This is a genomic window from Butyrivibrio sp. VCB2006, from assembly GCF_000420945.1.
In the GTDB taxonomy this organism is placed as follows: domain Bacteria; phylum Bacillota; class Clostridia; order Lachnospirales; family Lachnospiraceae; genus Butyrivibrio.
The window spans coordinates 65590-89970 of record NZ_ATVX01000009.1 but is presented as its reverse complement, the minus strand read 5'-3'; the positions used below and the strand labels follow the sequence as shown (position 1 = coordinate 89970).

The window sequence follows — 24381 nt, the reverse complement described above, 5'->3', positions numbered from 1 at the left end:
CTGGGACGCACTAAATTCTCCCGCTCCGCGGACCAGCTATCCGTGTGGGGAAGGGGGCGTGGGGGAAAGGGCAGGCTCGGCTCCCCCACCAAAAAATGCAGCCAGGTGCCAAAAGGATTTCTGTGATAAATTCCCGCCCGCTGCATTTTTTTCTCCGTATTAAACTGCCTTGCTCTCTTCTGTCGGCTCTACCTGGGATGCCTTAAAGAAAAAAGCCTGTTTCATGAACATCTTCCCCTGTTCTTCTCCCTCCTTTCCTTTATGTCCTCCCATGCACTTCCAAATGGGGATCTCGGAAACGGCTTTTTCTCCGTGCTTTACGGTGTAACCCCGCCTTTTCCATTCCATGTATGTGTGTATCTGCTCCGGCTCTTTGGTGAGGGTCTTTCTTCCCTCTTCATCCTCGATAACGATGTTCTTGCCGGTGGTTCCTATTATACCCTCTTTCATAAGTTCCATGCGGTTGTTAAATATAATCTGTTCGTTTGTCATTTCCTCGTTCTCCTTTCCGCAGGAAAGAGGGTTTCCCCTCTCCCTGCTTTATGTCTTTTTAGCCTTATGCGGTCAGAAGATATGCTCTGTCAACGAGTTTGTCCATGGGGTCAACAGTCGTTTCGTTGACTTCTGTTACCATGTTATTGAATACATCAAGGCTCATATCCTCAAACTTGGGAACCAAGATGCACTCGTGGATACTGCTCGGAAGAAGTACAAACTCGTGAACCCCTATTCTGTCCGCAAGTTCCTTGATTGCCTTTGTATCGAGCATCGCACTTGCTCCCTTGACCTGGCTCTTGTTGCTGATAACATACATCGGCGCAACACTGTTTGCTTCCTCTCCAAATTCATCAGCAAAATCATCGCCCATCATGTTCCTTATCACATCGCCAAGTGGTGTTATCTTTGTGTCCTTGTGGGTGTTCTCCTCTGCCCTTACAAAAGCGGTCTCTTCGTCAATCCTCCACATATCGAGCATCTGCGGTCTTACCTTGATTGAAAAGCTCTCTCCCTCGTGTTCATCAGCAATGTAGATGTATTCCTCGATGCCCTCAAACTGTGTGGGTCTCTTTACAAGGTCCTCGCTGCCCTCTCTCTGCACTCCGATGCGTGCATTGGTCTTGAAATACTCCACGTCGTTAATCTTCTCAACGTCAAAAGTAAACTCCCTTGAAATCATGGCAACAACACTGTCAATGACCTGCTCAACTCCCATTCCGCTAAGTTCTGCTCTCTCGATAAGTTCATCAGCGTAAACAGTGGGTGCGATTGTATCATCTGCATTCTTCTTGATGCAAAGACCCTCTTTCTCAATTCCATTCTTGATGCAAGTGTGTGCATCCACGATGTAACCTCTGTTTTCAAGTCCCTCGATAATCATGTTCTTTGTAATCATTGTCATTTTCTCCTTATATATGTTTTGATTTTGGTTTTCTGTTTTCAGGCTTTCAAAGCCCTTGAAATGTGCTTTCAAGATTCTGAGCTTTTCTGGAGGGGAGCGATCCTTTTTTCGTGCGATATTTTCCATGTGCTTTTTTCCATCCTTTCATGTGTTAATAAATGTGCTTTCTGAGTTCATCGCCTATCTATCGGGTTTGCGTGCATCTTCAGGAACGGTGGCAGGACCACCTGCAAGGGACAAGTAAGCGAGACGCCGTAGGGCAGCCCTTGCTGGTGGGACTGACACTGTTACGATGCACATCAGCAAACCGATAGGCGGTGGACTGGGAAAGTGCATTTATACATGAAAGGCAGGAAAGCACCAGGAAAATACGCACGAAAAAAGAGGGGGTTCCCCCGGGAACCCGTTGGAGAAGGGGACTATAATAATTCCTTGTATGCCACGTATTCAGACTTCCTTGGTGGAAGTCAGGGGCATATTGGTCTGGGAGCTCGGGCAGACCTGCGAAGCTGCTCGGAATGGTACACAAATGATCCAGAAAAAAGATCTCTTGTAAGCAAATCCAATGCAAAAACCCACGCAAAAAGCCCCGCAAAAGAATGTATTAGAATATCTATAAGAAAGCATATTAGAGAAAATAATAGAACCACAAGAAAAGAAAGAACATAGAGAAAGTCAAATAGTATGCTAGAGTAAAAAGAGAAGGAATAAAAAACGCATTATAAGAATATGACAAAAACCCATTGTAAGGAGGCCCCATGATAGTAAATGCAAACCTGAACATCCACTATACAGCACCAGACTGGGTATGGGAAAAGATAGATGAGGTCTATAGAAGCATGGAATACTATGACGAGACTTCAGATACTCCACTCTGGACAGGAGAAGGAATAAACATAGAAGCCTCAGTAGAGCCTTCAGGGATCCAGTTCTATGGAGATGTACCAGAGGAAATATGGGACGACTGGTTCGCGGAATTAAAAGAGAAGCTATCCGATGAACTCGGCTATGAGATAGGCGAGCCAGAGGACGGCTACGAATTTAAATACGACTGGGACGAAGAATAATTGGGAAGGTCTAAGGGAACGGGCGAGGGTGTCTGGGGTTCCCTTATAGGATAAAAGGCGCGCTCTACTTCTCCCCTTCCGCGCCTTCCATGCCCTTAAAAGTGGTGCCACAAAGCAAAAGCTCCGGTGCTTTCGCAATATAGCACCGCCATTTCATGAAAAAAGCCCCACATAAGTGAGGCGTAAAGTCTGGAGGTGGCCGCCCAATCAAGGGCGACCCATGTGTTATGAATGTGTGTGATCAGGCGGACCCATGTCCCCTGACAAGTTCACAATACCGTACAAACCTATAAATTACCTAAAAACATAAAAAACCCCCTGGTCATCTGACCAGAGGGCCTGATATATGAACAGAACTATACTTCCGGCTTGAAGCCTTTGATAGTTTCTGAGTCATAAGAATATGTGTACCTGTCTTCGCTGTGATCTTCCTCATATCCAGGATTTTCATTCATCACTATTGCTGCAACAATGTATGCAATTAACCCAGCGCCTGTAAACAGGAATGTGCATGCCCAGATGATCCTTACGATTGCAGGATCTATGCCGAAGTACTCAGCAATTCCACCACATACACCTGATATCTTTTTATCTGCACTTTTATATAATCTCTTTTCAGTCATAACCCACACCTCTTATAAATGAATCTGGTTGTTTTGTTCTTATGAGATGATTATATGTCTGCCCATATTGGTAATACATATCCGGTTAGCAGAAAAGCCTATCCTTATTTTTCTTTTTTCGCAAAAGAAAGCTGATACACATAAAAGAATGCATATCAGCTGACTTCATTTCATTATCGTTAAAAGAACATGAACATCCTGAAGAACATTGACAGTAGCTGCAGGATGATAAACCATCTGAAGATCTTTCCAAGAATGGAGGTGCCATATACCGGAGTCCTGTTCCAACCGGTCCAGTTGTTCCAGGTATTCCAGCTCTCTTCCGGTCTGTTATAGCCTCTGCCAAGATCCTGAGTACCCCACTGCCAGTATGTTCCGTACTCTTCGAAAGGAGTCTCCTCTTTCTCGGCATAGGTACGCTCCTGCGTATATGTCTGTGCCTGTCTGTATCTCTCAGCACCCGGTTTTGTAAGAATATCGTAAGCTGCATTTATCTCATTCATCTTTTCAGCAGCTGCTGCATTTCCGGGATTCAAGTCCGGATGATACTTTTTCGCAAGCGTTCTGTGTGCTTTTTTGATCTCTTCTTCTGAAGCCCCCGGGGCTACTCCAAGAACCTTGTAGGGATCCATCATCATAACATTATCCTCCAGACCGATCAGGTCTTTTTAATGAAACGTTCGCTGCACTTAGGGCATCTGATCTCAATCCTGCCCTTTCCTTTTGGTACTCTTATCTGCTGATGGCAGTTCTTGCAGATGTAATATCTGCTCACTTTTCTGTCATGCCACTGAAGTTTAAATAGCTTAACATATCTTCTTGGAACCTCAGTCATATTAAGGAACTTCTGATTCTCAGCATATCTTTTAGATATGTTTCTTGAATATACCCTAAAGCATGCATAAGAAAAGAATACAAGCCACAAGAGATATACTATCCTGCTCTGAGCAAACAGGTTTATTACCAACAGAAAGATCGCTATTCCATTGCATGTCCGCGCCAGTGTATCAAACCCGTTGCGGCCATACATGAACTGTGCCATCCTGTACTGCATCTGATTACCAAATTGTCTGATCTTGTCCATATCTTTAACCTCTTTTATCATCGGCATTGATTTTCCTTACAATGCTCTGTTTGTATTATTCTATGCTTCATCGATATGCTTTTACATATCCGCATCAGCGAAAACTGATGTCTTATTTCTCTTTTATGATAAGAGCCTGGCTCTCCTGACTAATTTTGAGAGGTGGGGCTACCACGAAGGCAGCCCAAAAGTGTTATGAAAGTATGTGTGGGGTAAGGATCTGTATATCCTTATAGCCATATAATACAGCTTCAACCTAAAACCAACTTTAAAAACATGAATCTAATACCTGGAAGTCTGCCAAGCTACATACCAGGCTTAGCCCATGATATAATCAAAGAAAAGCTTAGGAGGGCTAACCCATGAAGATTGCTATGGCAAACGATCACGCTGGCACCGCAATGAAGAACGAAATCAAGGCTTATCTCATAAAAGAAGGCTATGAAGTTGAGGACTTCGGGACCTATGATGAAAAGAGCTGTGATCTCTCTGACTTTGTATATCCTGCAGCGCTTGCAGTTGCTAAAGGGGAGTGCGAGAGAGGCATTTTCTGTGATGGCGTGGGCTATGGAAGCGCCCTTATTGCAAACAAGATAAATGGCTGTTATGCCGCCGTATGCCAGGATCCTTTATGTGCCACATTAGCTCGCCAGCATACGGATTCAAACATCCTGTGCCTTGGAGCCAAGATAATTGGCGGTCTTATGGCTATGGAGGTTGTAAAGACATGGCTAAACACTGCGCCACTCATGGAAGAGAAGTACAGAAACAGAGTCAAAAAAGTGTGTGACATAAACGACAAGCACTGTGTACCCCTTGATCAGATTATTTAACGAAACAACAATAATGCCAGGCATGAGAGGTGTTCCCTTGCCTGGCATTAGTTTCTATTGACTTTGTTTCTTTGAGGGATATGCTGTTAATGCTTCAAACTCATCTACCGGCATAGGCTTGTAGAAATAATATCCCTGCATTTCCTCACATCCAAGACTTCCGAGGAAATCAGCCTGTTCCAGTGTCTCAACACCTTCTGCGATAATAGAAGTTCCAATAGCATGGATCATCTGGACCATGTAGCTAAGTATTGTCCGACCCATCTTTTGGTCGCCTGAACCGGTAATAAATCGAAGATCAAGCTTTATGCGATCAAGGATAACTTCTTTTAACATATTCAGTGATGAGTAACCACTTCCAAAGTCGTCCATTTCAACTTCAAAGCCTGCTTCACGAAGTTTGGTTGTTGTTTTGATGATGGTATCGGAGTTTTCGACATATGCGCTTTCCGTTATCTCAATACGAAGTTGACCAGGCGATAGGTTATAGAACTCTTTTAATGTATTAAAGTGGTCGGCTACATCAGGGTTCTTTACTATATCAAGTCTTGATAGGTTTACTGATACACACAGTTGTCTGCCCTGATCATTCCATCGTTTTAGATCTTTACACACAGTGTCCCAAACGTGACAGTCAAGATCATAGATAAGCCCAGCATCTTCCAAAACCGGAATAAATTCTCCCGGAGAAATGTTTCCATCCTTCTTGCTTTTCCAGCGGCAAAGAGCCTCTGCACCAGTTATCATCCCAGTCTTATAGTTGACCTGTGGCTGATACCATACTTGTATTTCCCCAGACTCAATAGCTGCAGGAAGGCGACTTGCGATACCAGCACTTTTCCTTCCCATGTCCCACTGCTTTGGGTTATAAAACTCAAATCCTTCTTTCTTGGATTCTCTGACTTTTCTTTCTGCAATGCGGGCATAATCAAGCATCTTATCCACGTTTATGTCTTTATAGTCATCAGGCATAAGAACATAAATACCAGAGCAGAGCCTTACAACAAAGTCTTTTCCACGATCGCTAAAATAATTGCGAACAGGAGTCAAAATATATTTTTCATCCTGAAGAATCTGTTCATTGCCGCCAATACATCGAAGGATAACAAAATGATCTCCATCATACCTTCCTATAGCTTCTTTATCGGTAAGTACTTCAAGGCTTCTCTCAGTCCAAAATTTTAACAGCTCATCTCCGGCCTTCCATCCAAAGCTGTCGTTGATGAACTTAAAGTCTTTTATGTTGTTATAAGATATCGTATATGGTGTGTCAGGATTATTGGTAAGAAGTTCCTCTACCTTTTTACGGAAACCATTGTGACTAAGTACACCGGTGAGAGGATCAATATCCTCCATTAGACGCATCTTTTCCTTCTGCTCTTCAAAATATGCTTTCTGTCTTAAGACAAGCATTATAACAAGGGCAGCAAAAAGGATGGTCCCAGCAATAAGGAAGTACTTATATTGGAATAGATAGTCTCCGAAAGTATACACATAAAGATCTCTGGTCGTGTAATCAAGGGCTATAGCCTGCTTTTTGGTTTCAGGAATAGCTGCAATTCCTTCGTTTAGAAGTTCAATGCGTTTTCTTCCCTCGGGGGTTTCAAGAGTTCCGGCACGAAAATCCATGGAAAACATGGCAGAAGGCTGTACTTTAAGATCCTTATAGGATGGCTTTTGAAGCACATAGCTCCACGCATATGAGTTATGTAAAAGTGCATCTACCTCTTCATTTCTAAGCGCTTTAATGCAATCAGCCATGGAATTGTAAAGGTTTATCGTTATTCCAGGGTATAACTGCTTTACAGTTTCTGCTACTCCGCCCTGTGATTTTAGCATGCCTACTCTGATGGTATTTATGTCAGAAATAGAGTGCTTATCTGTAGTCACAAGGGTAAATGGGGTCTGGATGAGATTGTCCGATACGATGGTCGCTTGACCAGATGCACTTGAAACAGCACTTCCAAAGGGCATAACAAGATCGTACTCAGTACTATCAAGGGCTTCCTTAAGATTTGATTCACTTATAGCTTTGAATGTGACATTGAAACCAGCCTCTTTGGCAGCGGATTCCATAAGATCAACGCCGATTCCTGCAATCTCGCCGGTGGCTGTATCAAGATAGAACATAGGACATCTATCTACAGGCACACCAATTGTAAATACTGTAGCAGGAGAATCAGACGAAGCAAAAACAGGCGTCAAAAAGACGCCCAGACAGATTACCAGGAAAAGGAGGGCTATGCTGATAGTAGTATAGATCCTTTTTGATTTCATGATACACTCGCCTTATCGTTGTACTTTGCCTTAAATGTTCATATTTAATTCTATCATTATTATGTTAATATTCGATAAAATATGAATAACAAAACGATAAAAGCAATCCTTTATTTTAGCTTTGTTTTTTACCAAACAATGTTATAAGCCACAGCATAGCAAAGATCAACAAAAATCCCAATGCATCAAATACAGTAAACGACGTTCCAAGCACAGTAACGGAAATGATTGCTGCAGTTATTGGCTCTGCGAAGCTATACAAGATTGCCTTTTGTGGGCCTATCTGCTTCACACCACTGATATACAAAGTAAAAGCGCAGATATTTCCTATGACAACAACAAAAGCGATACCAAGTAAGCCCATAAATCCTGGCTTATAATCTATAGTCCATGTTCTGAATAACAGCGCAGTTGCGATGCCTCCCATAAGGAATGACCATCCCTGGGCCACAATGACCGGTATGTCATCTGAAAGCTTTGGTGCAAGAACGTTGTAGACCATAACACAAAACGCACTTCCGACTCCTGCAATAAGCGCCGGCGCTGAGACAGACATGTTATCTATACTTCCATGAGTAGTTAAAAGAAATACTCCAAGCATCGCCAGTATGATTGATATAACCTCAAAAGCCCCCGGCTTTCTTTTCATGGTTATGCAGGTATATCCCAGAATAAAAAGAGGTGCCAGATCCTGTAAAATCGTTCCTATAGCTGCATTTGACAGCTCAATCGTAAGGAAATACAGGAACTGACAGGCCGATACGCCCAGAACGCCATATACGACCATAAGAACCGCCCTGTTTCTGGTCTTCCAGGGATTAAGAGTTGTTTTACCATATTTTATAAAACAGTAAATCAGTATGAGTATTCCCGATACTCCAAGCCTTATCGGCACCAGCCATCTGCTGTCCATCCCCTGAACGTCAAATAAGTACTGCCCCACGGATCCGGACAACCCCCAGCAAGCTGCTCCGATTATTGTAAGAAGAATGCCTTTGATATTTATCTCTTTCATGTTTTCTGCGCTTTCTTCGCAGTTGCACTCTTTATACTAACTGGCGATGCCATCTTATCTTCTCCTGCGTCTTCTCTTGGTCTTTTTAGTAAAGTTATTACTCTTTTCAGCCTGTTCTACCATGAGTTCAAGCTTTTTCTTAGGATCAGTCTCTTTTTCTATAGCCTTCTGAAGCTCTCCCTTGCGGTACTCTGTAAGGGTTTCCGCCACCTTGCTGTAGTCTCTTTCAAAGAGAATATTGCTGATAGTACCGGACAGGGCCTCCATAGTAACAATATCCGGAACAAGAGCGCTGATCTTATCAATTACAAAAGACTTGCTCTTTTCCTTGTACTTTGCCATTCCATACTTTTCCTGAATAAGAGCAAGCTCAGGTCTCCAAAGGATCTTAAGCTTATTCTCAAGCTTCATGTTTGGGTTGGTTTCAGGCTTTCTTAGCATGTAAAAATCAGGTACTCCATCCACCTCTTCAACGGTGATTATGCCCCAATGCACCGGAACATGCTCTTTTATATGGATCCCATGGCTGGAACCAACTACAGCAATGTTGTAATCATAGTACTTGTCGTAGTCCTTTACCTGAGTCACCAACCTTGCATAGGTATCAGCATCGCTCTTTATCTCAATACCAACGAGGCTGTCTTCTGTAACCATCACAAGATCCGCTCTGGAGCGACCCATGGTCTTTTCTTCAATTATCCGGACTTTCCCATATGTATCCTCAAGGAAGTCAAAAAGCGGTTCCCGAATATCTTTATCTTTTAGCATTATTCTGCACTCTTCTGGGATGTTCAATACATATCATCAATGCCGATTAGCATGCACGTTCCCGCATTTTCCTTTACGTACTTTGTAAAACCACCAAGAGAAAAAATACATATCACTGGAGCTGACGCAGGTATGTATTTAATTTTGTCCATGAACCATTCAAACTCTTCTTTATCGAACGGGGAATTCTTAAACTTACACTCGCCAACCAACATAATGTTCTTGTCGTTCTTTCCAAGAAGATCGATCTCTATCTGCATCTGCTCCTTGTTCTCATCAAGAACTGATGCCTGATAATCAGTTATCTCTGTCAAAACCGGCAATCCATTAAGTCCGGCATTCAATATAAGATACTCTTTAGCCATCTTTTCAAATACTTTTCCCATGAAATCATGCAGATGTTCCTTAACATTGGAATGATAATATGTTTCTCCTCTGCCTGCATTTATGAGACTGGTTGCCCTGTTAACATATCTAAACCAAAATTCCAGCATGCTATCATTTAGTACATAGTACGGCTTCTTAGACATCCTTTTTTCCAGTATTTCTGCACCAACAAGGACCTTTAATGGATACGTTACATCATCAGAACCGATATAAGTGGCTATTTCTCCATTCTTTGTATGCCCTGTAGCCACCGCCGAAATAATCGAATTATAAAGAGCAGGGCTCTGTTTTTCGCTTGAAACAACCGTCTTAACCTGCTCTTCAGAGAAATAACCTCCTACAGAGTAGAACTGGTCTATAATGTTCTCTTCTAATGACAAACTCGTATCAAATTGTTCTAGATATTTCGCTACACCATTCGTTAGCCCATAGCATATAGCTTTGTCTTCATTCGAAAATCCCTCGAGGAAATCTGCTGTCTCCAGATAATTGAATGGTCTGAGCTTAAGCTCTAAATTGCTTCTGCCATGTAATGGAGCAGACTCTGCAAGTACCTCTTCTTTCATGAAACTGACAAGAGAACCACACAGAATAAAAAACAGATTCCCCGTGTTCCACCTTGTATCTATGGTCTTCTGCAGAACTGACTGAATATATGGACATTGCTTTGCCAGATATGGGTATTCATCTATAAAGAAAACTATTCTCTCCCTTTCAGCCTGTCTGCCGATGAAATCAAATAATTTCTCAAAACTGTTAAAGCTGATATCTCCAAGCATATCCGGTGCTAGCGCCGTAAGGACAGCCTCTGTCATCATTGACAGTAATTCAGACTCTTCTCGCTCGACTGCTGTGAAAGAGATGCTCTTACAGTCATGATCCTGAATAAACTTATTAACCAGTTTCGTTTTGCCTACTCTTCTTCGGCCGTACAAAACCGTCATTACAAAGCCCTTTTGTTTGAATTTTTTATCAAGTATCTTAAGCTCAGCAGATCGACCTCGGAATATATCCTTCATGTTTATCCTCCATCCACCTAAATGCAATTAACCGAAATCAATTTAGCCCAAATCCATTTCGGTTAATTAGAATTATATACAGTTTTTCCCAAAAAGGCAAGATGTCCTGCAGTTTAGTCATTTCTGTATTCATCTTTAATACTTAAAAATCTCTTTTCTTAGTTCCAGATATCTTTCAACCGATATTTCCTCGTCTCCAAAATGGCATACAGCAGCATCCGCAGTAAACTCTACGTAGTCCCAGTATTCAGCTGTAAGCGACGTAGATTCTACGATTGCGCCATTCCCATTGTACTGGTCCATCAAAAAGATCTCTCTGCCGCCATGAGAATTGTCCACGTGACAGATATATGTCTTTCCATCATATTCCGCGTAATACAGCTGCCCAGCAGTTCCTTCTCCCTCAGCGAGCTGATAAACTCCGCCGTCCCTTGCATCCAGGTATTTGCCGCCATAGGGTCCGTTTAGAATAAGCTCATTAACTCCGTCGTTATCAAGGTCTACTCTCTCGCCAACAGAATAACTGTCCCACTCCTCAGGGTCTTGTGGCAGATCAGGTATCCAGAAAGAAATATCAGTCCCGTCCTCGTAGACTGCATTGACAATAATTTCCCCGTTTATAGCCTGCTTAAACAGAGCATCTGCTTCTTCAGGTGTGGCAGATCCTGTTGAAGACTCAATGCCTGATACCTTGTCCGCTTTATCGTAGGAACTGCCATATGAGTAGTCACTCCACTCACTATATTCCCTGTTTTCACCGTCTCCCCGGTAAGCTCTTACCTTAATCCTGAAATCAAAGTCATCCTGCGCTCCGGTAACATAAGAGGTATCAGTGATAACAGATGTGCTATCCTCGGTCACTTCTCGATACTCATCTTCTTCACAAAACTTATTCTCTTCGAGGACTTCGTAGCCATCTGCACCATCAACAGGATTCCACTCAAATACAACGTTTATGGCATCTTCTCCCGGCTCCATCACTCCGTCCTTTACTACCGGCGCCTGAAGGCTCTCTTTTACTGAATCCTCCGCAGTGGCAGTCTCTATTGCTGTTTCTTTACCCGACACATCTGCAGGCTTGCTGCCACAACCTGCAGACAATACTGTAATAGCACCTATCAGCGCAATAATCTCAACTTTTTTCATACAATCTCCTCTCAAACCCTGTTATTCCAATATTTTAATGCTTCATCTATGCTAAGATAATAATACTGCGAGTGATTTCCAAAGCATTTAGATGTGCCACACTTCACACGATAAGTCTTCATTTCCCATAAGATACTGGGGTCTTCTTCTGTTCCTCTATTCTCCCTGGCTTCAGCTCCCTCTGGTAATTCATCCAGGCTGCTACAAAAGCCATATTTTGCATAACTCTGCGCCAGCCACGGTTTCTCACCGCAGAATGGGCATGGTTTTAAGCGATCATCCTCTATCCTGGTTACGTTCATTATGGTCTCCTCTCCGTTAAACATGTACCTAGACTGCAGCAATATCAGTCTTTATCAAGATCCATAAGAAACGAGCAGATGATTAACAACACACAAGATACGAGGATTGTCTTTTCCATGTATAGCTCTGATAGATTGCCGCCAAATCCGGCTCCTATTGCAAAAGTCACTATCACTGCAAAATAGTCTCCTGCTTTTCTGATATCCTTAACATCCTTGGTCTTAAGATACTTGGAAAAAGACACCACTCCGCTCCTTATGTTTCCGATGCACATGGTGCTGGCATACACATTTCCATGCACTTTCTTAAAGGACTGCACCTGCAGCGCGCAGGAAAAAGAGATGAGACAGTTACAGAGCATATTCAGGTTTTGCGGAAGAAATGCCGCAATCAACATTATCAACGCTTCTACAGCTACTATCCCCTGTCTCCAGTGTATCTTTTTCGCATTCCGATAATAAAAGCCTACGTTATCAGAGATAAATATACCTGCCATGAAGGAAAACAGCGGAAACAGGTACATCAGTCCTCTTTGCCACAGTCCCTGCATGAGATAAGTGCTCATAAGCACTACATTTCCGGTCTGAGCATTGGCAAATACATTATCCCTCACCATGTAGGTGTATGCGTCCTGAAAACCGCCGCTAAATGCCAGGATAAGATTCAGAAAAAGAGCTTCTGACATCTGCTCCTGCTTTGTAAAGATCTTTCTTATCCGTTTTCTTACTGTCACCTTACCATCGCCTCTCACTCTATTACCTTCATCCCTGTCGTAAAAGCAAAGGGATACATGAATATCCTCTCATTCCCAGAATCAAACTCCACGGTAAACTTCATAGGAATCTCATCGTCATCCCAAACAACATCAGTAATGGTGCCTTCTCCGTACCTGGGAGATGATATACGCTCACCTATAATAAGACTATCCGGGACATTATCCTTACTTGTAACCGCGGGCCTATTCTTTAAAAGAGGAGTCGGCTTACGAAGTACATTCTCCTTCTTCCGTTTTACCTTCTCTTTCTTTATGGGCTTTTGCTCAGGATTTATCTCTGAGACAAATATGGAAGCCTCATCGCCGTACTTGAATATGCAGAGCTTATCCTTTGCCCTGGTAATTCCAACGTAAAAGATCCTTCGCTCCTCCTCATAATCACGCTTTTCCTTTGGGGAAGCCGACTTAAAGCCAATGATCTTACTTGGGAATACACCATTTATTACGTCCATCAGGTACACAGTGTCATACTCAAGGCCCTTGCTGGAATGTATGGTAGAAAGTATCAGCTTGCTTTTGTAATTGACCTCACCATCAGTAAGGATCTGGCGCAGTTCTTCAAGCCTTTCAAGAAATCCTTCTATCGTAGGCTCATTCTTAGATATCATCTTCAGGATAAAGAGCTTGTTGTCATCAATATTGTTATCCCGAAGGTAATCTCCATAGCCCATAAACCTGTCTATCCTGTTTATGGCTTTATAAGTGGATTCTGAGGCCATATTCCTAAAGTGAGTCCTGAGAGCCCTAACATTGCCCAAAACGTGCTTATTGATATCAACATACTCTGCAGCGTCCAAGATCCCTATATGCCTGCCATCCGCTATCCTGCACATGGCTTCAGCGTCAGGTTTACGAAGGAAGGTCTGGAACTTGAAGTATATCCTCATAAACAACTCGGGATCTGAAGGGTTAAGGCAGAACTTCAGGATATTTACAGCATCTACCACTACTCTGTGTGTAAAGAAAGCCATGTCTGCATTCTTTATCCTGTAAGGAACATTTTCCCTAAGTAGCAGATCTACAAGCGGCAAAATGCTCTCATTATCCCTATAAAGTACTGCTGTCTGGGTCTTTACGTCTTTTGCCATCTCCAGCAGGTACTTATACTGAGATTCCCTGGTACTTAAGGATATAAAGCTGATGTCGCTCTCTGCCTCCCTTGTAGCGCACATATGCTTTTCATGACGGCTGAAGTTCTTTTGAATGAATCTGTCTGCCGTTTCTACAATCTTGGCATTGGACCTGTAGTTCTTGTCCATGATAAGGACTTTGGCTCCACGATGCTCCTTCTCGAAATGAAGAAGCGCATCAGGATATGCTGCTCTGAATCCATATATACTCTGGTCCTCATCCCCTACCATAAACAGATTGCCCTTTTCACCTGACAAAAGAGCTATTATCATATGCTGAACCTTTGAGGTGTCCTGGGCTTCATCCACACAGATATAGCGATACTTATCCCTGTAGAACTCTAATAAATCTTTTGAACCTTTAAGCATCCTGTAGGCATAGATCATCTGATCATCATAGTCCATAAGACTTCTGGCCTTGAGCTCACGATTGTAGCTCTCGTAGATATCCAGAAGCTCTATTCCTTCATTTTCACCCAGCTCTTTAATCTCTTTAGGCTCGAGCATCATGTTCTTGCAGTAGGTGATAAGCGTCCGTACTGTCTTTATATCGCTCTCTGTGGGGTACTCCTTCATGATTTTCACAAAGATGTCAGTAAGGAGCTTACCGGAGATCTTTTCGTCAGTGATAAGCTCAAATGAAGTCTTGCCGATAAGTCTTCCATAGTGAGCTATGATCTTGGCACATATTCCATTTATGGTCCTGAACTCAAGCCTGTCAGAGATATCCTCTCCAAAAAGAGCTGTAAAACGTTCTGCCATATCCCTCGTAGCTGCCACTGTATAGGTAAGAGTTAGGATATTTGAAGGATCAATCCCCTTAACATAGAGCATGTATCCAAGTCGATTGACCAGAACCGTGGTCTTACCGCTCCCTGGAACAGCAAGAAGAAGCACCGGTCCTTCCGTGGCCCTGACAGCTTCCAGCTGCTGAGTATTTAGTTTGCTTCCATATTTGGCTATAAATTCCTGATCTGTCATTATGATTCCTTATTCGATACAAGGTTTAAATATCATTCCCTTTTTAGTCACCTTTAAAATACATTCCATGTACAAAAACACCTCAAAAACGCCTTTGATTTCAAATTTTAACTTGTTAAAGCGCGATTTAATATTTGGTTTAATGCCTTATTATAAAAGGGTTGTTACTGTAGCATTTATAGATATCATGTGTTATCCATGGCGTTTCTCTAATCGTTCTTCAGATAGAGCAGGTAAACGGTCATCTCTTCCTTTTTAGTCAACTTTTCCCCGGCCATCAACTGCTATATTATACCCTTTGTTTGGCTGTAAAAAAATAGCAGACCAGAATGATCTGATCTGCCTTCTTTCACACATTTATATCAACACTAGCCTCAATACTTTAGCTGGCTTCCTCGTTCAAATCCCTGCCACAAAAAGGGCAATAATTGATTTTGATTAAGTCTCCAGCTCCCTCACCATTCGAATTGCCGATGTCTACTCTTACCGCGCTGTTGTCACTATCAACTCTCATGTCAAGGAATAGTCCCCCTAGAATGCCTGCATCTATCTTCTTGTTATAGATGCATTCTTCAAGCTTTTCACTTCCAGGAACACAATAATTACACATTGCACACTCCTCCCTTCGACGCAAGCTATCTCGCATTATAGCAAATCGTTAATAAATTATCAACACGTTAAAATTAGTCCTTTTTATCAAAAAATAGACGTTCTAATAGGGTTTCTATTAGAACGTCTTATAGTCTTAAAAGTTCAGTGGTCTGCCGAATTTCCAGTCTGAATAGAACTTTATTACCTCATCAAGAGAATAGATTGAAACAAGCTGCTCTATAGTCAGTCCGTTCTCGACAATCATTGCCTCAAACTCCTGGAAGTCATCATTTTTCTGAATTCTTTCCCAGGCAGCCTTCTGAATATCTCCTGTCCTCTTGCCTTCTTTATACGCTTCCTTAAATTTGACGAATCCTGCGCCTTTTTCTGCATCTCCATTAATTGTAAATGTTTGCGTGTAGCCTTCTTCGATAGCTCTAATAAGAAATCCCATGTAGTTATATACATGTGGCTGCTCATCAGCATAATCGATCGCAGCTATAACTTTCTTGCTGTCGAAATCAGCTTTTACAAGAAGCAGATCAATATCTTCCTTGGTCAACTCGTTATGACCTATAAATTCATCATATAGCGGCGCAAACTGTTCCAGATCGTAAGGGATTTCAAGCTGTCTGTTAAGCTGTTCCCTCTCTATAACCTTGGACTTGGAAATAACAGAAATTGAAGGCTTATTAGGATAGATATGGAAAAGAATCTCTGCTGTTTTCTTGCCATTCTTCAGGCCTTCATACTCAAACCTTATATCGCTCTTTTCTTTGAGTTCCTTCTGAGCAGGTCTAAGGACATTTCTCTGAACCTCGTACCAGGGATCATATTTCTTGCTGTCTTTGGGGAGTTTCGCATAAACAGCATCCCAATCAATATTCTGCCCTTGTCTGGCCATAACCTTAGCAACTATCGGATCATCACCATTTGCAAGGCCAATCATGAATCTGAACTCTGACAGATTGTACTGTACATCTACTCTTCCGTCATTAACATCGGGCTTACTCTTGTAAAGATCCTTCTTTAGTAGCTCATATATACGGAATGAAGAGTTCCTTTCAAAATCAGTCATTACTGACAATTCCAACGTTGTATAGTTCTTCTCCAGTCCTAAGATATGCTCTTTAAGCTCACTGTTAAAGATAATACTAAAGACTCCATCCTTATAGATAGCATTAGGAACTACAGAAAAAGCCTTGAAGTTTCCCTTTCCATCCTCAAGAAACATCGTATGTCCGGTTATTGTCTTCGCAAGATCTTTAAGATCTCTATATATATGTCTGTCATCACTTACTAGTTTTTTGAGTTCTCTCGGATACAGCCGGGCTACTAAAGGATGCTCTTTATCATTCTCATTCACTTCTATTCTGGTTAAAGCAATGGCCATAACCTGGTTTTCAAGAAGTGTCGCCTTATACTTGGCTGAAATCATGTCATTTGATTTTACCAAGCTCAAATTATAAAGCGGCTCATTTGCCTTACTCATCTAATTCCCCCACCAATTACTACGTTCATTAAACCATTTTCTACGTATTTACCCTTGATTTTAGAATAAACCAAGCTCTACGCCGATGTCAACAAAAAGCGTAGCGTTTGGTTTATATTTTACAACCATTTACTACGCTTTTAAAGAAAAATCAGTAGAGATTGGATTGATTCTAGCCACCAAACTCTACGTAGTTTGTATTCCGGCCTTCTATGCAAAAAACGTAGCTTTTGGTGTATCTTTCAATCCAAAAACTACGTTTATATATCCTTCTTTCTATTTATCTGGAGTATTTGCCACAAAAAACATGCACCATTTTTTACGCTTTTACTTCTAACGAAGATCATCTAAGCCCATCTACGTAATTTTTGGTGTATACATACTTCTGTCTAATAATGCTTCAATCGTGTACTATATCTGGCATCAACGTGATTTTTAATATATTGACCGATATAGTCGATATTCTATTATATTAATCCATTTTCTACGTAGATAGTTCTTATCTGGTTCTGAACACGTAAAAATTGGTACACTCATATTCCCTATACACCAATTTTTACGTAGATTTCTACATGACGCATAAATACTGGATATTCTTCAATCTAGATTTTGCCCAAAAGTATCCTGAGACACTGTTTTTGAGTCTAAAAACGTAATTTTTGGTGTACTGATTATACATCCAATTTCTACGTAGATATTTCTCGTTATATATAAGCTCAAATATAGGCTCCTTATGATTCTTAACCGGTTTGGTCAATGATATATACACCAAAAATTACGTTAAAAACACCTATTTTGATCTAAATGCGTAGTTTTAGGTGTATATTCCGAGTTATCCACAACCAATTATTACGTACTTTCGGAATAAGCCTTTCTACTGCCCTTTCCAGGTCATCATTTGTATCCAGACTTTACGTATTTACCTGCATTTACGTTATTTATGGGTACAAAAAGCGGTAAGATTGGTGTATGTTTTTTCTGACAATCACCATTCTTACCGCCAATATAATCCATTTTCTACGTTACGTGTAACCAACAGCTACGCTCTATTAATCCATTTCTTACTTTCCAAATCGCTACAATTGGCTTAAATACTGGGCTTTCGCAGTCCCTAAACAAACAAATTAATTTTTCTCTGTTGTTGTTTATTAATATATATTTATATAAGCAATCTAAAAACGTAATTATTGGTTGTGGATAAATCCTTAATTAAACAGTACCTGCTTTAAAATGAATTCCAGATACTCAGAAGCATTTGACTGACTCTTTTTTGACATTTCTACAAGCTTTTCATAAGTTTCATCGCTAAGATAGAAACATCTTGTTCTCTTAGTGCGTTCTTTCTTCTCCAGATCCATTGTAAGCTTTAATCCCATTCCTGACAATGCTGGTGTTTCTACAGGATTAGCTTCCTGCTCAACTTTTGGTTCTGTCTTCTTTTCAGGAATCTTCTCTTCTACCTTTTCAGCTTTAGGTGATGGAGCTTTCTTCTCTGCTTCCTCTACAATTTCAGCTTTCTTTGGAGTCTCTTTTGCAGGCTGTTTCTTGATATTTACTGGTTTTGTGTTACCAAACATTCCAAGTGCATCGTTTTTCTGTGTGTGCTTAGCCATTGATTACCTCCAATACTTCTTTTGTGAAATTAACATAGTCTACAGCTGCGTTACTTGCTTTAAAGTTTTCAAAAAGTGATCTGTTTGCCACTATAAGGTTGCCGTCTTCATCAACGGAATCTCTGATTGCCTGGGCTTTCTTAACATCCTGGCTGATACGGATCTGTGTATCGAATGCTTTAAATCCTCTTGCTTCGCCCACTTCCGGAAGAGCTTCTTTTATTCCTACATCCAGACCATTTCTTGCGTCATATGAAGTCATCAGGACACCATAGATTTTGAGGTTTTCATTTAAAAGATCAATTACTTCGTTTATTGTCTCAATAAGAAGTCCAAGACCATCTATAGCATATTGCTCTGCTTTTATAGGAATAATGCAGCCATCAGCGGCTGTAAGAGCATTTATCATATAGATTCCAAGGTTTGGCGGTGTATCCATGATGATGAAATCGTAATCATCTTCCAGTTCTTTTAACTGGCTCTTAAGAATCCTCTCTCTGGCTTTTTGTGAATTAAAGTAGTTCTCTTCTGTTGCCAGAAGGCCATCTCCTGCGATTATGTCTCCTAAAGGAGTTGTCTGAATAGCTTCTTTTGCAGTACAGTCCTTCTTCAACAGATCTACTATGGTGTTCTCATCTTCTATTACAGCTCCATAGGTGCTGGTTGAGTTATGCTGTGGGTCAAGATCTATGAACAGTACCTTATAGTTGAAGTGTCTTAATGCATCTGCAAGGTTTACTGCTGTTGTGGTTTTACCTACTCCGCCCTTTTGATTTGCTACTGCTATCTTTATTGCCATTTAATCCTCCTGCACTAATAGATAATCTAATAGAATATCTATTGCAATATATAATTGGATGCCTAATGCAAAATACATTACAAATATATATTGTATTGTGTAATATAATAAATTCTCAAATCTAATATATAATAGAATAACATATTATAATATAAAATACAAATAGTAATTCAAATATAAAATGCAATACATATTGTAAATAGAAATATAAAATGTATAAGATAATATATTGTAGGATATAATATAAAATAGATTAGATAATATAATAGATATATTAATATACAGAATTATTAGATAATAAATTAGAATACATATTAGAATAACTAATATATTATAATATTAGACATGCTAATAGAAACTATAATAGGATTTTATTACAAATATCTAATAGAAGTCTATTAGATATCTATTAGCAAGTCTATTAGAGACATGTAATTTGAATAGAGGATAAATAATCTAAACAATTATTCTATTAGAAAATCTAATAGAGATACATTGGATTGACAGAAGAGAATAAACGCAATATATTAAAAATGCATTTTTAATTATATTTTATAAGTTTAAAGGTATAAAAACAGTATTAAAGCACACTTTCATATAATTTTAATTCATCTATTCCAGAATGAGAGGTGCGAATATGCAATTTGATGCGAAAGAAGACTTTAAACAGAATCTACATAAGGTCAAAAAGAATTGCCATTTTGACCGTAGGTACATAGTAGAGCTTAAGGCTGAAATATTCATAGCTGCAGCCATGAGTATCAAGAGAAGAACAATTCTTAAGGTGATTGATGAGATAGGGTTCGACGAACCTGTTAGATCAGTTCTGGTGAACTATGTAGGAGAAGTAGAAGAGTGTAAAGAAGATAACAGGTTGTTAGAGATGGCCCAGGGAAACTGAATGATAAGTATTGTGACGGAGGGAATATGAAGGCATTAAAGATAATACTTTTGATTCTGTATTTACCAATCTACATAATCATAAAATTCCTGGATATGGTCGGGGAATTCTGGATTTTATTCTTCGGTTATATAATTGGAGGAGCGATGGCCCTTATCACGATTCTAGGGTTTGTATTTTGGTTTGCTCAAGTAGGAACATTTAAGGTTGCACTGATATCCATGGGAATCTCATCGGTTATATTTGTCCTCTATAAACTACTTGTTATGCTATTTGTCTATTTGGTAGAAGTAAACGAAGACATAATACAATTTCTGACAAAAGATATTGCGCCAGTGTGAGCTGGCGCATCTTTTTATTTCTCTTCAGAATCTTTAGACTCTGTACCGTAAGTGAAGAGCGCAAAGTCCAGACATTGTCTTAAAAATTGTTTGCCCTCTTCTGAAAGAGTAGCCATCTTGGTTGTAAATTCATCTGATTCATAACCTATAAGCTGCGGAACAGTAACATTCAAAGCTTTCGCAAAGCCCTGTATCTTTGAGTAGGGAAGATCAACAGTACCTTGCTCTATGTGGGCAATCATGGTGTTGGCTGAATAGCCAACTTTCTGTGCCAGATCCGCCTGTCTGAGGCCCTGTTCACGTCTAAGTCTAGCAATATTCTCGTAAAGAACGTCCATAATAATATCTCCAAAATATGAATTAAAATTATATATAAGCAATGAGAATTATAGCACAAAAAAGAAACAAAAACGATTAAGTTTGTTTAATTTGCGCGATTTTAGAGAACTTTTAGAAAATTGAATATAAACATTATATATTGCGTTGAAACTTATACAGTATAACTTTTGTTAATATTTTTGTTGACAAATCAAAACAAAGGAAATATATTATTGACTCGGAAAGATGAATGTAAATTATATGATATAAGTTTGGTTGGTATATAATGCTAGATTATGAAAAGCTTCATGAAGCTATCAGGAATTCCGGTATCAAATTCGGAGAGATAGCAAATGCCTGTGGAATGAGCAGGCACAGCCTATACAAAAAAGTGAACGGAGAACGGGCATTTAAGTTTGCAGAGTATGAACTGCTATGCAGATGCCTTGGAGTAGAAATAGGGGAATTTGTAATAAACGAGTCGGATTTAACGTGAGAGTGGGGGTAAGAGATGAGCGTTGGAGATCAGATCTGGAGAAATGAACTAATCAACAAAATTGAGTCTGAAATAATGTATCGGCTTCTGGAAAAGAAAGAATCCATAGAAGAGATAAGAACAAGGATCAAATCGCTTAATCTGGCTAATGAACAAAGAAAGCATATTTTATCGTTCATAGAAGACCTGGAAAAGTGGAGGCGTGCTAGAAATGACAGAGGAAGATGCTAAAAGGGTTAGCGCTATAGGCGCAAAAACAACAATTCATGTCGCAGTTAAATTAGGTAAAAAGGGGCTTAAGATTGGCGGTAAAGCAGCAGCTTTTTTGATAGGGCAGGCCTATAACAAGTTTCACAACCGTACAAGAGTTTATGAGGGTCCAAAAGCGCTCAAGAAGTTTTTGAAGTTCGATAAAAATCACTCCGGACCTATAGGAAAGCTGGATGTAAATCAGACAGATTTCAAAGAGTTCTCACGTACCTGCAAAAAGAACGGTGTGGACTTTGCCATAGTTAAGGATTCAGTAGATCCGAACACAATGCATTTCTTTTTCTCTGGGAAAAATGCAGAGGTAATGAGCCATCTGTTTGAGGATTATGTGAAGGACAAATATCAGCAGGATGTGAAGAATGAGCTGCTTGGTAACCAGACAGAAAAGGAAACAGAGAGAAATGCTGAGCGTGAAGCAGAAAAGGATGTAACTGCAGGCGAAAAGAAGCCGGCAAAAGCAACAGAAGCTAAGACAAAAGAAGCCTTAGGTATAAAAGAGCGATTAAAGCTCTATGAAGAACATGCAAATACAGTAAACAAAGAAATCAACTCGCATATCGACATAGATGTTAAGGAGTTGGAGCCAATGGAGCGTACCAAGTAATGGACAAGAGCAAGTTATATAAACTGATCCCTTATGCAGCTGCATTCTACTTTATGGATAAGTTTGGCTACATCTATCGGGTTGCAGAAGGAAACAACGCTTCGGACAAGATAACAAATATTGACTACGGCAATTTGTTCGGCTGGCCAATATTGTCCTTTAACCTCTGGGATCTGTTATGGGGCCTCGTGGGATGTGCATTCTTGTTCCTATATATCTGGTACAAGGATTCGACCAGAAAGAAGATGAGACCAGGCGAAGAATATGGAAATGCAAGGATCGGAACAGCTGCAGATATAAAGCCATTCGTAAATCCAAAGTTTAGAGAGAACTGTATCCTTTCAAAAACAGAGTTCCTGACGATGGAAGAAAAGGTTAAGCCCTGGTATATGGGCAGAAATAAGAATGCTATATTCTACGGAGGCTCTGGTGCTGGTAAGACATTTAGTATGTTGCTACCCAATCTCTTACAGTTCCATTCAAGCTACGTGGTAGTTGATCCCAAAGGAACGCTGCTTGATAGCTGCGGGAGCCTCATTACAAAGATGGGATATAAGATAAAGGTCTTTAACACAATAGATTTTGATAAATCTATGGGTTATAACCCGTTCGCTTATATAAAAAAAGAGACTGATATCCAGAAAATGGTATCAACACTCATGGAAAATACAAAAGAGCCTGATGAAAAGGGACAGGACCCTTTCTGGCCCAAGGCAGAGAAACTTCTCTATAACGCAATCATAGGATATATCTGCGAAAGAGAAGTCACTGATGCCAGAAACATGATCACAATGTTGGACCTTATAGCCAAGATCAAGGTAACAGATCCGGTACCTGTCAAGAAGACAAGGATCAACGATAAGGGTGAGGAAGAAGAATATACCTCAATGGAAGCTGAAAAATGCGCTGTAGACATCCTGTTCGAGGAACATGAAGAGGAAAATGGTGAAACCTATTCCGTGAGGCAATATAAGAAGTTCCTTATAGGTGCTGGCAAGACCAAAAGGAGCATTCTGGCTTCTGTAGGAGCAAGATTATCACCCTTTGATATAGATACTGTTAGGGAAAAGATGGAATTTGATGAGCTTGAGCTGGATAAGATCGGTGATGAGAAGACCATTGTGTTTTTCATCATAGATGACTCAGATACCACATTTAACTTCCTTGTTTCGATGGCGCTATCACAGATGTTTAATACGCTGAAAACTAAGGCGGATCTTAGTGGAGGACATCTCAAGTACCATGTCAGAGTCTTGTGGGATGAGACCTATAACACAGGGCAGGTCCCAAAGCTTGAGCATCTTATATCACAGCTTCGTTCAAGAGGAATTTCCATGTGGATGTTCTTCCAGGCAAAGAATCAGCTTATAGACCTTTATGGAGATAAAAAGGCGGAGAACATTGAAGCGTCTTGTGACGTTAAGGGATTCCTTGGAGGTAATGAGTTTACTTCCTGGAAAGACTGGTCAGATCTTTTGGGCCAGGAGACTATAGATGTTTTGGGGCAATCTGATACCTACGGCCAGACGCGAAGCAGCGGTAACAGCTATAGGAAGGCTGGGAAAAAGCTTATGAGTGTTGAAGATATAGGTAACATGCCGGGAAACAAGCTGCTCGTAAAGCTCAGGGGAGTACCGCCGTTTTATTCGGATAAATATGACACTTCCAAGCATCCGCTCTATAAATTCACAGCTGATGCTGATGATAAGAACAGCTTTAATCTCGAGGATTATCTTGAAAACTACAGAATGGGCTTTTTGTGCGAAGACACTGAGTATGAAACAACAGTCATAGACCTTTCTGATGAAAGTGAAAGTAAAGCAGGATAAATACAGCCACAGGCTTTATTTATAAAAAACACTGAAAAAGGAGGAGAATCATGGAGTTCTTTACAACAGGAGTAGGTTTGCTCCAGACAATCGTTACACTTTTGGGGGCAGCAACAATTATTGGAGGCCTGATCGAAGTAGGTAAGTCCCAGGCTGATAATAACCCGGCTGTAAGAGCAACTGGTATTGCCATGTTCATCGGTGGTGCAATCATCATCGCTGTAGGACAGGTTCTTGTACCAAAGCTTTCTGGAATGATCACATTAACTTAATAACATGCAAGGAAAGGGCTGAAATAAGCCCTTTTCTTAAAGGGAAAA

The 24381-nt window shown here is 40.5% G+C and carries 28 protein-coding genes; 10 read left to right on the top strand and 18 right to left on the bottom strand.

Translation table 11 applies throughout. The annotated features are described in order from the left end of the window. Positions 1-159 precede the first annotated feature (159 nt). Together G613_RS0110390 and G613_RS0110385 are read right to left on the bottom strand one after the other, a co-directional pair. Positions 160-492, bottom strand: a complete 333-nt coding sequence (locus G613_RS0110390; RefSeq protein WP_022769241.1) for a hypothetical protein — start codon at positions 490-492, stop codon at positions 160-162. Between the two features lie 64 nt (positions 493-556). Next, on the bottom strand, positions 557-1393 hold the full coding sequence (locus tag G613_RS0110385) for a DUF5688 family protein (protein WP_081647148.1): 837 nt from the start codon (positions 1391-1393) through the stop codon (positions 557-559). Between the two features lie 348 nt (positions 1394-1741). Here G613_RS0110385 and G613_RS0110380 point away from each other — a divergent pair, with 348 nt between their 5' ends. Continuing rightward, complete coding sequence (locus tag G613_RS0110380; RefSeq protein WP_026523002.1) at positions 1742-2068, top strand: hypothetical protein; 327 nt, start codon at positions 1742-1744, stop codon at positions 2066-2068. A gap of 89 nt (positions 2069-2157) precedes the next feature. Further along, the gene (locus G613_RS0110375) at positions 2158-2466 is read left to right on the top strand and encodes a hypothetical protein (RefSeq protein ID WP_022769245.1); all 309 of its coding nucleotides are present in this window, start codon (positions 2158-2160) and stop codon (positions 2464-2466) included. A 356-nt stretch (positions 2467-2822) separates the two neighbouring features. Here the strand turns inward: G613_RS0110375 and G613_RS0110365 are convergent, their stop codons facing one another. The 3 genes from G613_RS0110365 to G613_RS0110355 form a co-directional block, all read right to left on the bottom strand. After that, positions 2823-3089 (bottom strand): PspC domain-containing protein, encoded by a 267-nt coding sequence (locus tag G613_RS0110365; RefSeq protein ID WP_029232577.1) that lies wholly within the window; start codon positions 3087-3089, stop codon positions 2823-2825. 179 nt (positions 3090-3268) lie between these two features. Then, positions 3269-3727 carry a DnaJ domain-containing protein gene (locus tag G613_RS18660; RefSeq protein ID WP_026489094.1) on the bottom strand — a complete coding sequence of 153 codons (459 nt, stop codon included), beginning with the start codon at positions 3725-3727 and terminating at the stop codon, positions 3269-3271. Positions 3728-3747: 20 nt separating this feature from the next. Next, complete coding sequence (locus G613_RS0110355) at positions 3748-4173, bottom strand: hypothetical protein (RefSeq protein WP_155828067.1); 426 nt, start codon at positions 4171-4173, stop codon at positions 3748-3750. A 362-nt stretch (positions 4174-4535) separates the two neighbouring features. On the opposite strand from G613_RS0110355, the gene G613_RS0110350 reads away from it, so the two are divergent. Continuing rightward, positions 4536-5006 (top strand): RpiB/LacA/LacB family sugar-phosphate isomerase, encoded by a 471-nt coding sequence (locus tag G613_RS0110350; protein WP_022769249.1) that lies wholly within the window; start codon positions 4536-4538, stop codon positions 5004-5006. Between the two features lie 54 nt (positions 5007-5060). Here G613_RS0110350 and G613_RS0110345 read toward each other — a convergent pair whose 3' ends face one another. From G613_RS0110345 to G613_RS0110290, 12 genes are all read right to left on the bottom strand, one after another. After that, the gene (locus G613_RS0110345; RefSeq protein WP_029232576.1) at positions 5061-7283 is read right to left on the bottom strand and encodes an EAL domain-containing protein; all 2223 of its coding nucleotides are present in this window, start codon (positions 7281-7283) and stop codon (positions 5061-5063) included. 115 nt (positions 7284-7398) lie between these two features. Next, the gene (locus G613_RS0110340; RefSeq protein WP_022770729.1) at positions 7399-8298 is read right to left on the bottom strand and encodes a DMT family transporter; all 900 of its coding nucleotides are present in this window, start codon (positions 8296-8298) and stop codon (positions 7399-7401) included. 54 nt (positions 8299-8352) lie between these two features. Beyond that, positions 8353-9066 carry a sce7726 family protein gene (locus G613_RS0110335; RefSeq protein ID WP_022770728.1) on the bottom strand — a complete coding sequence of 238 codons (714 nt, stop codon included), beginning with the start codon at positions 9064-9066 and terminating at the stop codon, positions 8353-8355. Positions 9067-9089: 23 nt separating this feature from the next. Then, the gene (locus G613_RS0110330; protein ID WP_022770727.1) at positions 9090-10472 is read right to left on the bottom strand and encodes an ATP-binding protein; all 1383 of its coding nucleotides are present in this window, start codon (positions 10470-10472) and stop codon (positions 9090-9092) included. Positions 10473-10607: 135 nt separating this feature from the next. Then, the gene (locus tag G613_RS0110325) at positions 10608-11618 is read right to left on the bottom strand and encodes a hypothetical protein (RefSeq protein ID WP_022770726.1); all 1011 of its coding nucleotides are present in this window, start codon (positions 11616-11618) and stop codon (positions 10608-10610) included. Positions 11619-11629: 11 nt separating this feature from the next. After that, the gene (locus tag G613_RS0110320; RefSeq protein ID WP_022770725.1) at positions 11630-11920 is read right to left on the bottom strand and encodes a Lar family restriction alleviation protein; all 291 of its coding nucleotides are present in this window, start codon (positions 11918-11920) and stop codon (positions 11630-11632) included. Positions 11921-11964: 44 nt separating this feature from the next. Further along, a complete protein-coding gene (locus tag G613_RS0110315; protein ID WP_026489192.1) occupies positions 11965-12654 on the bottom strand; it encodes a YoaK family protein in 690 nt (229 codons plus the stop codon). Between the two features lie 14 nt (positions 12655-12668). Beyond that, positions 12669-14807: an ATP-dependent helicase gene (locus G613_RS0110310; RefSeq protein ID WP_029232575.1), complete on the bottom strand. Its 2139-nt coding sequence runs from the start codon at positions 14805-14807 to the stop codon at positions 12669-12671. A 382-nt stretch (positions 14808-15189) separates the two neighbouring features. Further along, positions 15190-15417: a hypothetical protein gene (locus tag G613_RS18020; RefSeq protein ID WP_022770722.1), complete on the bottom strand. Its 228-nt coding sequence runs from the start codon at positions 15415-15417 to the stop codon at positions 15190-15192. Between the two features lie 135 nt (positions 15418-15552). Then, positions 15553-16890, bottom strand: coding sequence for a replication initiation protein (locus G613_RS0110300; protein ID WP_022770721.1), 1338 nt, complete (start codon positions 16888-16890; stop codon positions 15553-15555). 1205 nt (positions 16891-18095) lie between these two features. Next, on the bottom strand, positions 18096-18503 hold the full coding sequence (locus G613_RS0110295) for a hypothetical protein (RefSeq protein ID WP_022770720.1): 408 nt from the start codon (positions 18501-18503) through the stop codon (positions 18096-18098). Next, positions 18496-19302 carry a ParA family protein gene (locus G613_RS0110290; protein ID WP_026489190.1) on the bottom strand — a complete coding sequence of 269 codons (807 nt, stop codon included), beginning with the start codon at positions 19300-19302 and terminating at the stop codon, positions 18496-18498. Before G613_RS0110290 ends, G613_RS0110295 begins: the two co-directional genes overlap by 8 nt. Positions 19303-19939: 637 nt before the next feature. Between G613_RS0110290 and G613_RS0110285 the strand changes: the two genes are divergently transcribed. After that, positions 19940-20203 (top strand): hypothetical protein, encoded by a 264-nt coding sequence (locus G613_RS0110285; RefSeq protein ID WP_022770718.1) that lies wholly within the window; start codon positions 19940-19942, stop codon positions 20201-20203. Positions 20204-20229: 26 nt separating this feature from the next. Next, positions 20230-20544: a hypothetical protein gene (locus tag G613_RS0110280; RefSeq protein ID WP_022770717.1), complete on the top strand. Its 315-nt coding sequence runs from the start codon at positions 20230-20232 to the stop codon at positions 20542-20544. A gap of 14 nt (positions 20545-20558) precedes the next feature. On the opposite strand, the gene G613_RS18655 is transcribed toward G613_RS0110280, so the two are convergent. Continuing rightward, positions 20559-20882 carry a helix-turn-helix domain-containing protein gene (locus G613_RS18655; protein WP_022770716.1) on the bottom strand — a complete coding sequence of 108 codons (324 nt, stop codon included), beginning with the start codon at positions 20880-20882 and terminating at the stop codon, positions 20559-20561. 266 nt (positions 20883-21148) lie between these two features. On the opposite strand from G613_RS18655, the gene G613_RS0110270 reads away from it, so the two are divergent. The 5 genes from G613_RS0110270 to G613_RS0110250 are packed head-to-tail and all read left to right on the top strand — an operon-like array spanning position 21149 to position 24333. Then, on the top strand, positions 21149-21358 hold the full coding sequence (locus G613_RS0110270) for a helix-turn-helix domain-containing protein (protein ID WP_022770715.1): 210 nt from the start codon (positions 21149-21151) through the stop codon (positions 21356-21358). A 15-nt stretch (positions 21359-21373) separates the two neighbouring features. Next, complete coding sequence (locus G613_RS0110265) at positions 21374-21589, top strand: hypothetical protein (RefSeq protein WP_022770714.1); 216 nt, start codon at positions 21374-21376, stop codon at positions 21587-21589. Further along, positions 21570-22232, top strand: a complete 663-nt coding sequence (locus G613_RS0110260; RefSeq protein ID WP_022770713.1) for a PcfB family protein — start codon at positions 21570-21572, stop codon at positions 22230-22232. Before G613_RS0110265 ends, G613_RS0110260 begins: the two co-directional genes overlap by 20 nt. Further along, a complete protein-coding gene (locus tag G613_RS0110255) occupies positions 22232-24061 on the top strand; it encodes a VirD4-like conjugal transfer protein, CD1115 family (RefSeq protein WP_022770712.1) in 1830 nt (609 codons plus the stop codon). Before G613_RS0110260 ends, G613_RS0110255 begins: the two co-directional genes overlap by 1 nt. Positions 24062-24111: 50 nt before the next feature. Beyond that, positions 24112-24333, top strand: a complete 222-nt coding sequence (locus tag G613_RS0110250) for a Maff2 family mobile element protein (protein WP_022770711.1) — start codon at positions 24112-24114, stop codon at positions 24331-24333. Positions 24334-24381 lie beyond the last annotated feature (48 nt).

Excerpts from the sequence above, each read along its gene's own strand:
- G613_RS0110390 (WP_022769241.1), bottom strand. The coding sequence starts at position 492 with ATGACAAACGAACAGATTATATTTAACAACCGCATGGAACTTATGAAA.
- G613_RS0110385 (WP_081647148.1), bottom strand. The coding sequence starts at position 1,393 with ATGATTACAAAGAACATGATTATCGAGGGACTTGAAAACAGAGGTTAC.
- G613_RS0110380 (WP_026523002.1), top strand. The coding sequence starts at position 1,742 with ATGAAAGGCAGGAAAGCACCAGGAAAATACGCACGAAAAAAGAGGGGG.
- G613_RS0110375 (WP_022769245.1), top strand. The coding sequence starts at position 2,158 with ATGATAGTAAATGCAAACCTGAACATCCACTATACAGCACCAGACTGG.
- G613_RS0110365 (WP_029232577.1), bottom strand. The coding sequence starts at position 3,089 with ATGACTGAAAAGAGATTATATAAAAGTGCAGATAAAAAGATATCAGGT.
- G613_RS18660 (WP_026489094.1), bottom strand. The coding sequence starts at position 3,727 with ATGATGATGGATCCCTACAAGGTTCTTGGAGTAGCCCCGGGGGCTTCA.
- G613_RS0110355 (WP_155828067.1), bottom strand. The coding sequence starts at position 4,173 with ATGGACAAGATCAGACAATTTGGTAATCAGATGCAGTACAGGATGGCA.
- G613_RS0110350 (WP_022769249.1), top strand. The coding sequence starts at position 4,536 with ATGAAGATTGCTATGGCAAACGATCACGCTGGCACCGCAATGAAGAAC.
- G613_RS0110345 (WP_029232576.1), bottom strand. The coding sequence starts at position 7,283 with ATGAAATCAAAAAGGATCTATACTACTATCAGCATAGCCCTCCTTTTC.
- G613_RS0110340 (WP_022770729.1), bottom strand. The coding sequence starts at position 8,298 with ATGAAAGAGATAAATATCAAAGGCATTCTTCTTACAATAATCGGAGCA.
- G613_RS0110335 (WP_022770728.1), bottom strand. The coding sequence starts at position 9,066 with ATGCTAAAAGATAAAGATATTCGGGAACCGCTTTTTGACTTCCTTGAG.
- G613_RS0110330 (WP_022770727.1), bottom strand. The coding sequence starts at position 10,472 with ATGAAGGATATATTCCGAGGTCGATCTGCTGAGCTTAAGATACTTGAT.
- G613_RS0110325 (WP_022770726.1), bottom strand. The coding sequence starts at position 11,618 with ATGAAAAAAGTTGAGATTATTGCGCTGATAGGTGCTATTACAGTATTG.
- G613_RS0110320 (WP_022770725.1), bottom strand. The coding sequence starts at position 11,920 with ATGAACGTAACCAGGATAGAGGATGATCGCTTAAAACCATGCCCATTC.
- G613_RS0110310 (WP_029232575.1), bottom strand. The coding sequence starts at position 14,807 with ATGACAGATCAGGAATTTATAGCCAAATATGGAAGCAAACTAAATACT.
- G613_RS18020 (WP_022770722.1), bottom strand. The coding sequence starts at position 15,417 with ATGTGTAATTATTGTGTTCCTGGAAGTGAAAAGCTTGAAGAATGCATC.
- G613_RS0110300 (WP_022770721.1), bottom strand. The coding sequence starts at position 16,890 with ATGAGTAAGGCAAATGAGCCGCTTTATAATTTGAGCTTGGTAAAATCA.
- G613_RS0110295 (WP_022770720.1), bottom strand. The coding sequence starts at position 18,503 with ATGGCTAAGCACACACAGAAAAACGATGCACTTGGAATGTTTGGTAAC.
- G613_RS0110290 (WP_026489190.1), bottom strand. The coding sequence starts at position 19,302 with ATGGCAATAAAGATAGCAGTAGCAAATCAAAAGGGCGGAGTAGGTAAA.
- G613_RS0110285 (WP_022770718.1), top strand. The coding sequence starts at position 19,940 with ATGCAATTTGATGCGAAAGAAGACTTTAAACAGAATCTACATAAGGTC.
- G613_RS0110280 (WP_022770717.1), top strand. The coding sequence starts at position 20,230 with ATGAAGGCATTAAAGATAATACTTTTGATTCTGTATTTACCAATCTAC.
- G613_RS18655 (WP_022770716.1), bottom strand. The coding sequence starts at position 20,882 with ATGGACGTTCTTTACGAGAATATTGCTAGACTTAGACGTGAACAGGGC.
- G613_RS0110270 (WP_022770715.1), top strand. The coding sequence starts at position 21,149 with ATGCTAGATTATGAAAAGCTTCATGAAGCTATCAGGAATTCCGGTATC.
- G613_RS0110265 (WP_022770714.1), top strand. The coding sequence starts at position 21,374 with ATGAGCGTTGGAGATCAGATCTGGAGAAATGAACTAATCAACAAAATT.
- G613_RS0110260 (WP_022770713.1), top strand. The coding sequence starts at position 21,570 with ATGACAGAGGAAGATGCTAAAAGGGTTAGCGCTATAGGCGCAAAAACA.
- G613_RS0110255 (WP_022770712.1), top strand. The coding sequence starts at position 22,232 with ATGGACAAGAGCAAGTTATATAAACTGATCCCTTATGCAGCTGCATTC.
- G613_RS0110250 (WP_022770711.1), top strand. The coding sequence starts at position 24,112 with ATGGAGTTCTTTACAACAGGAGTAGGTTTGCTCCAGACAATCGTTACA.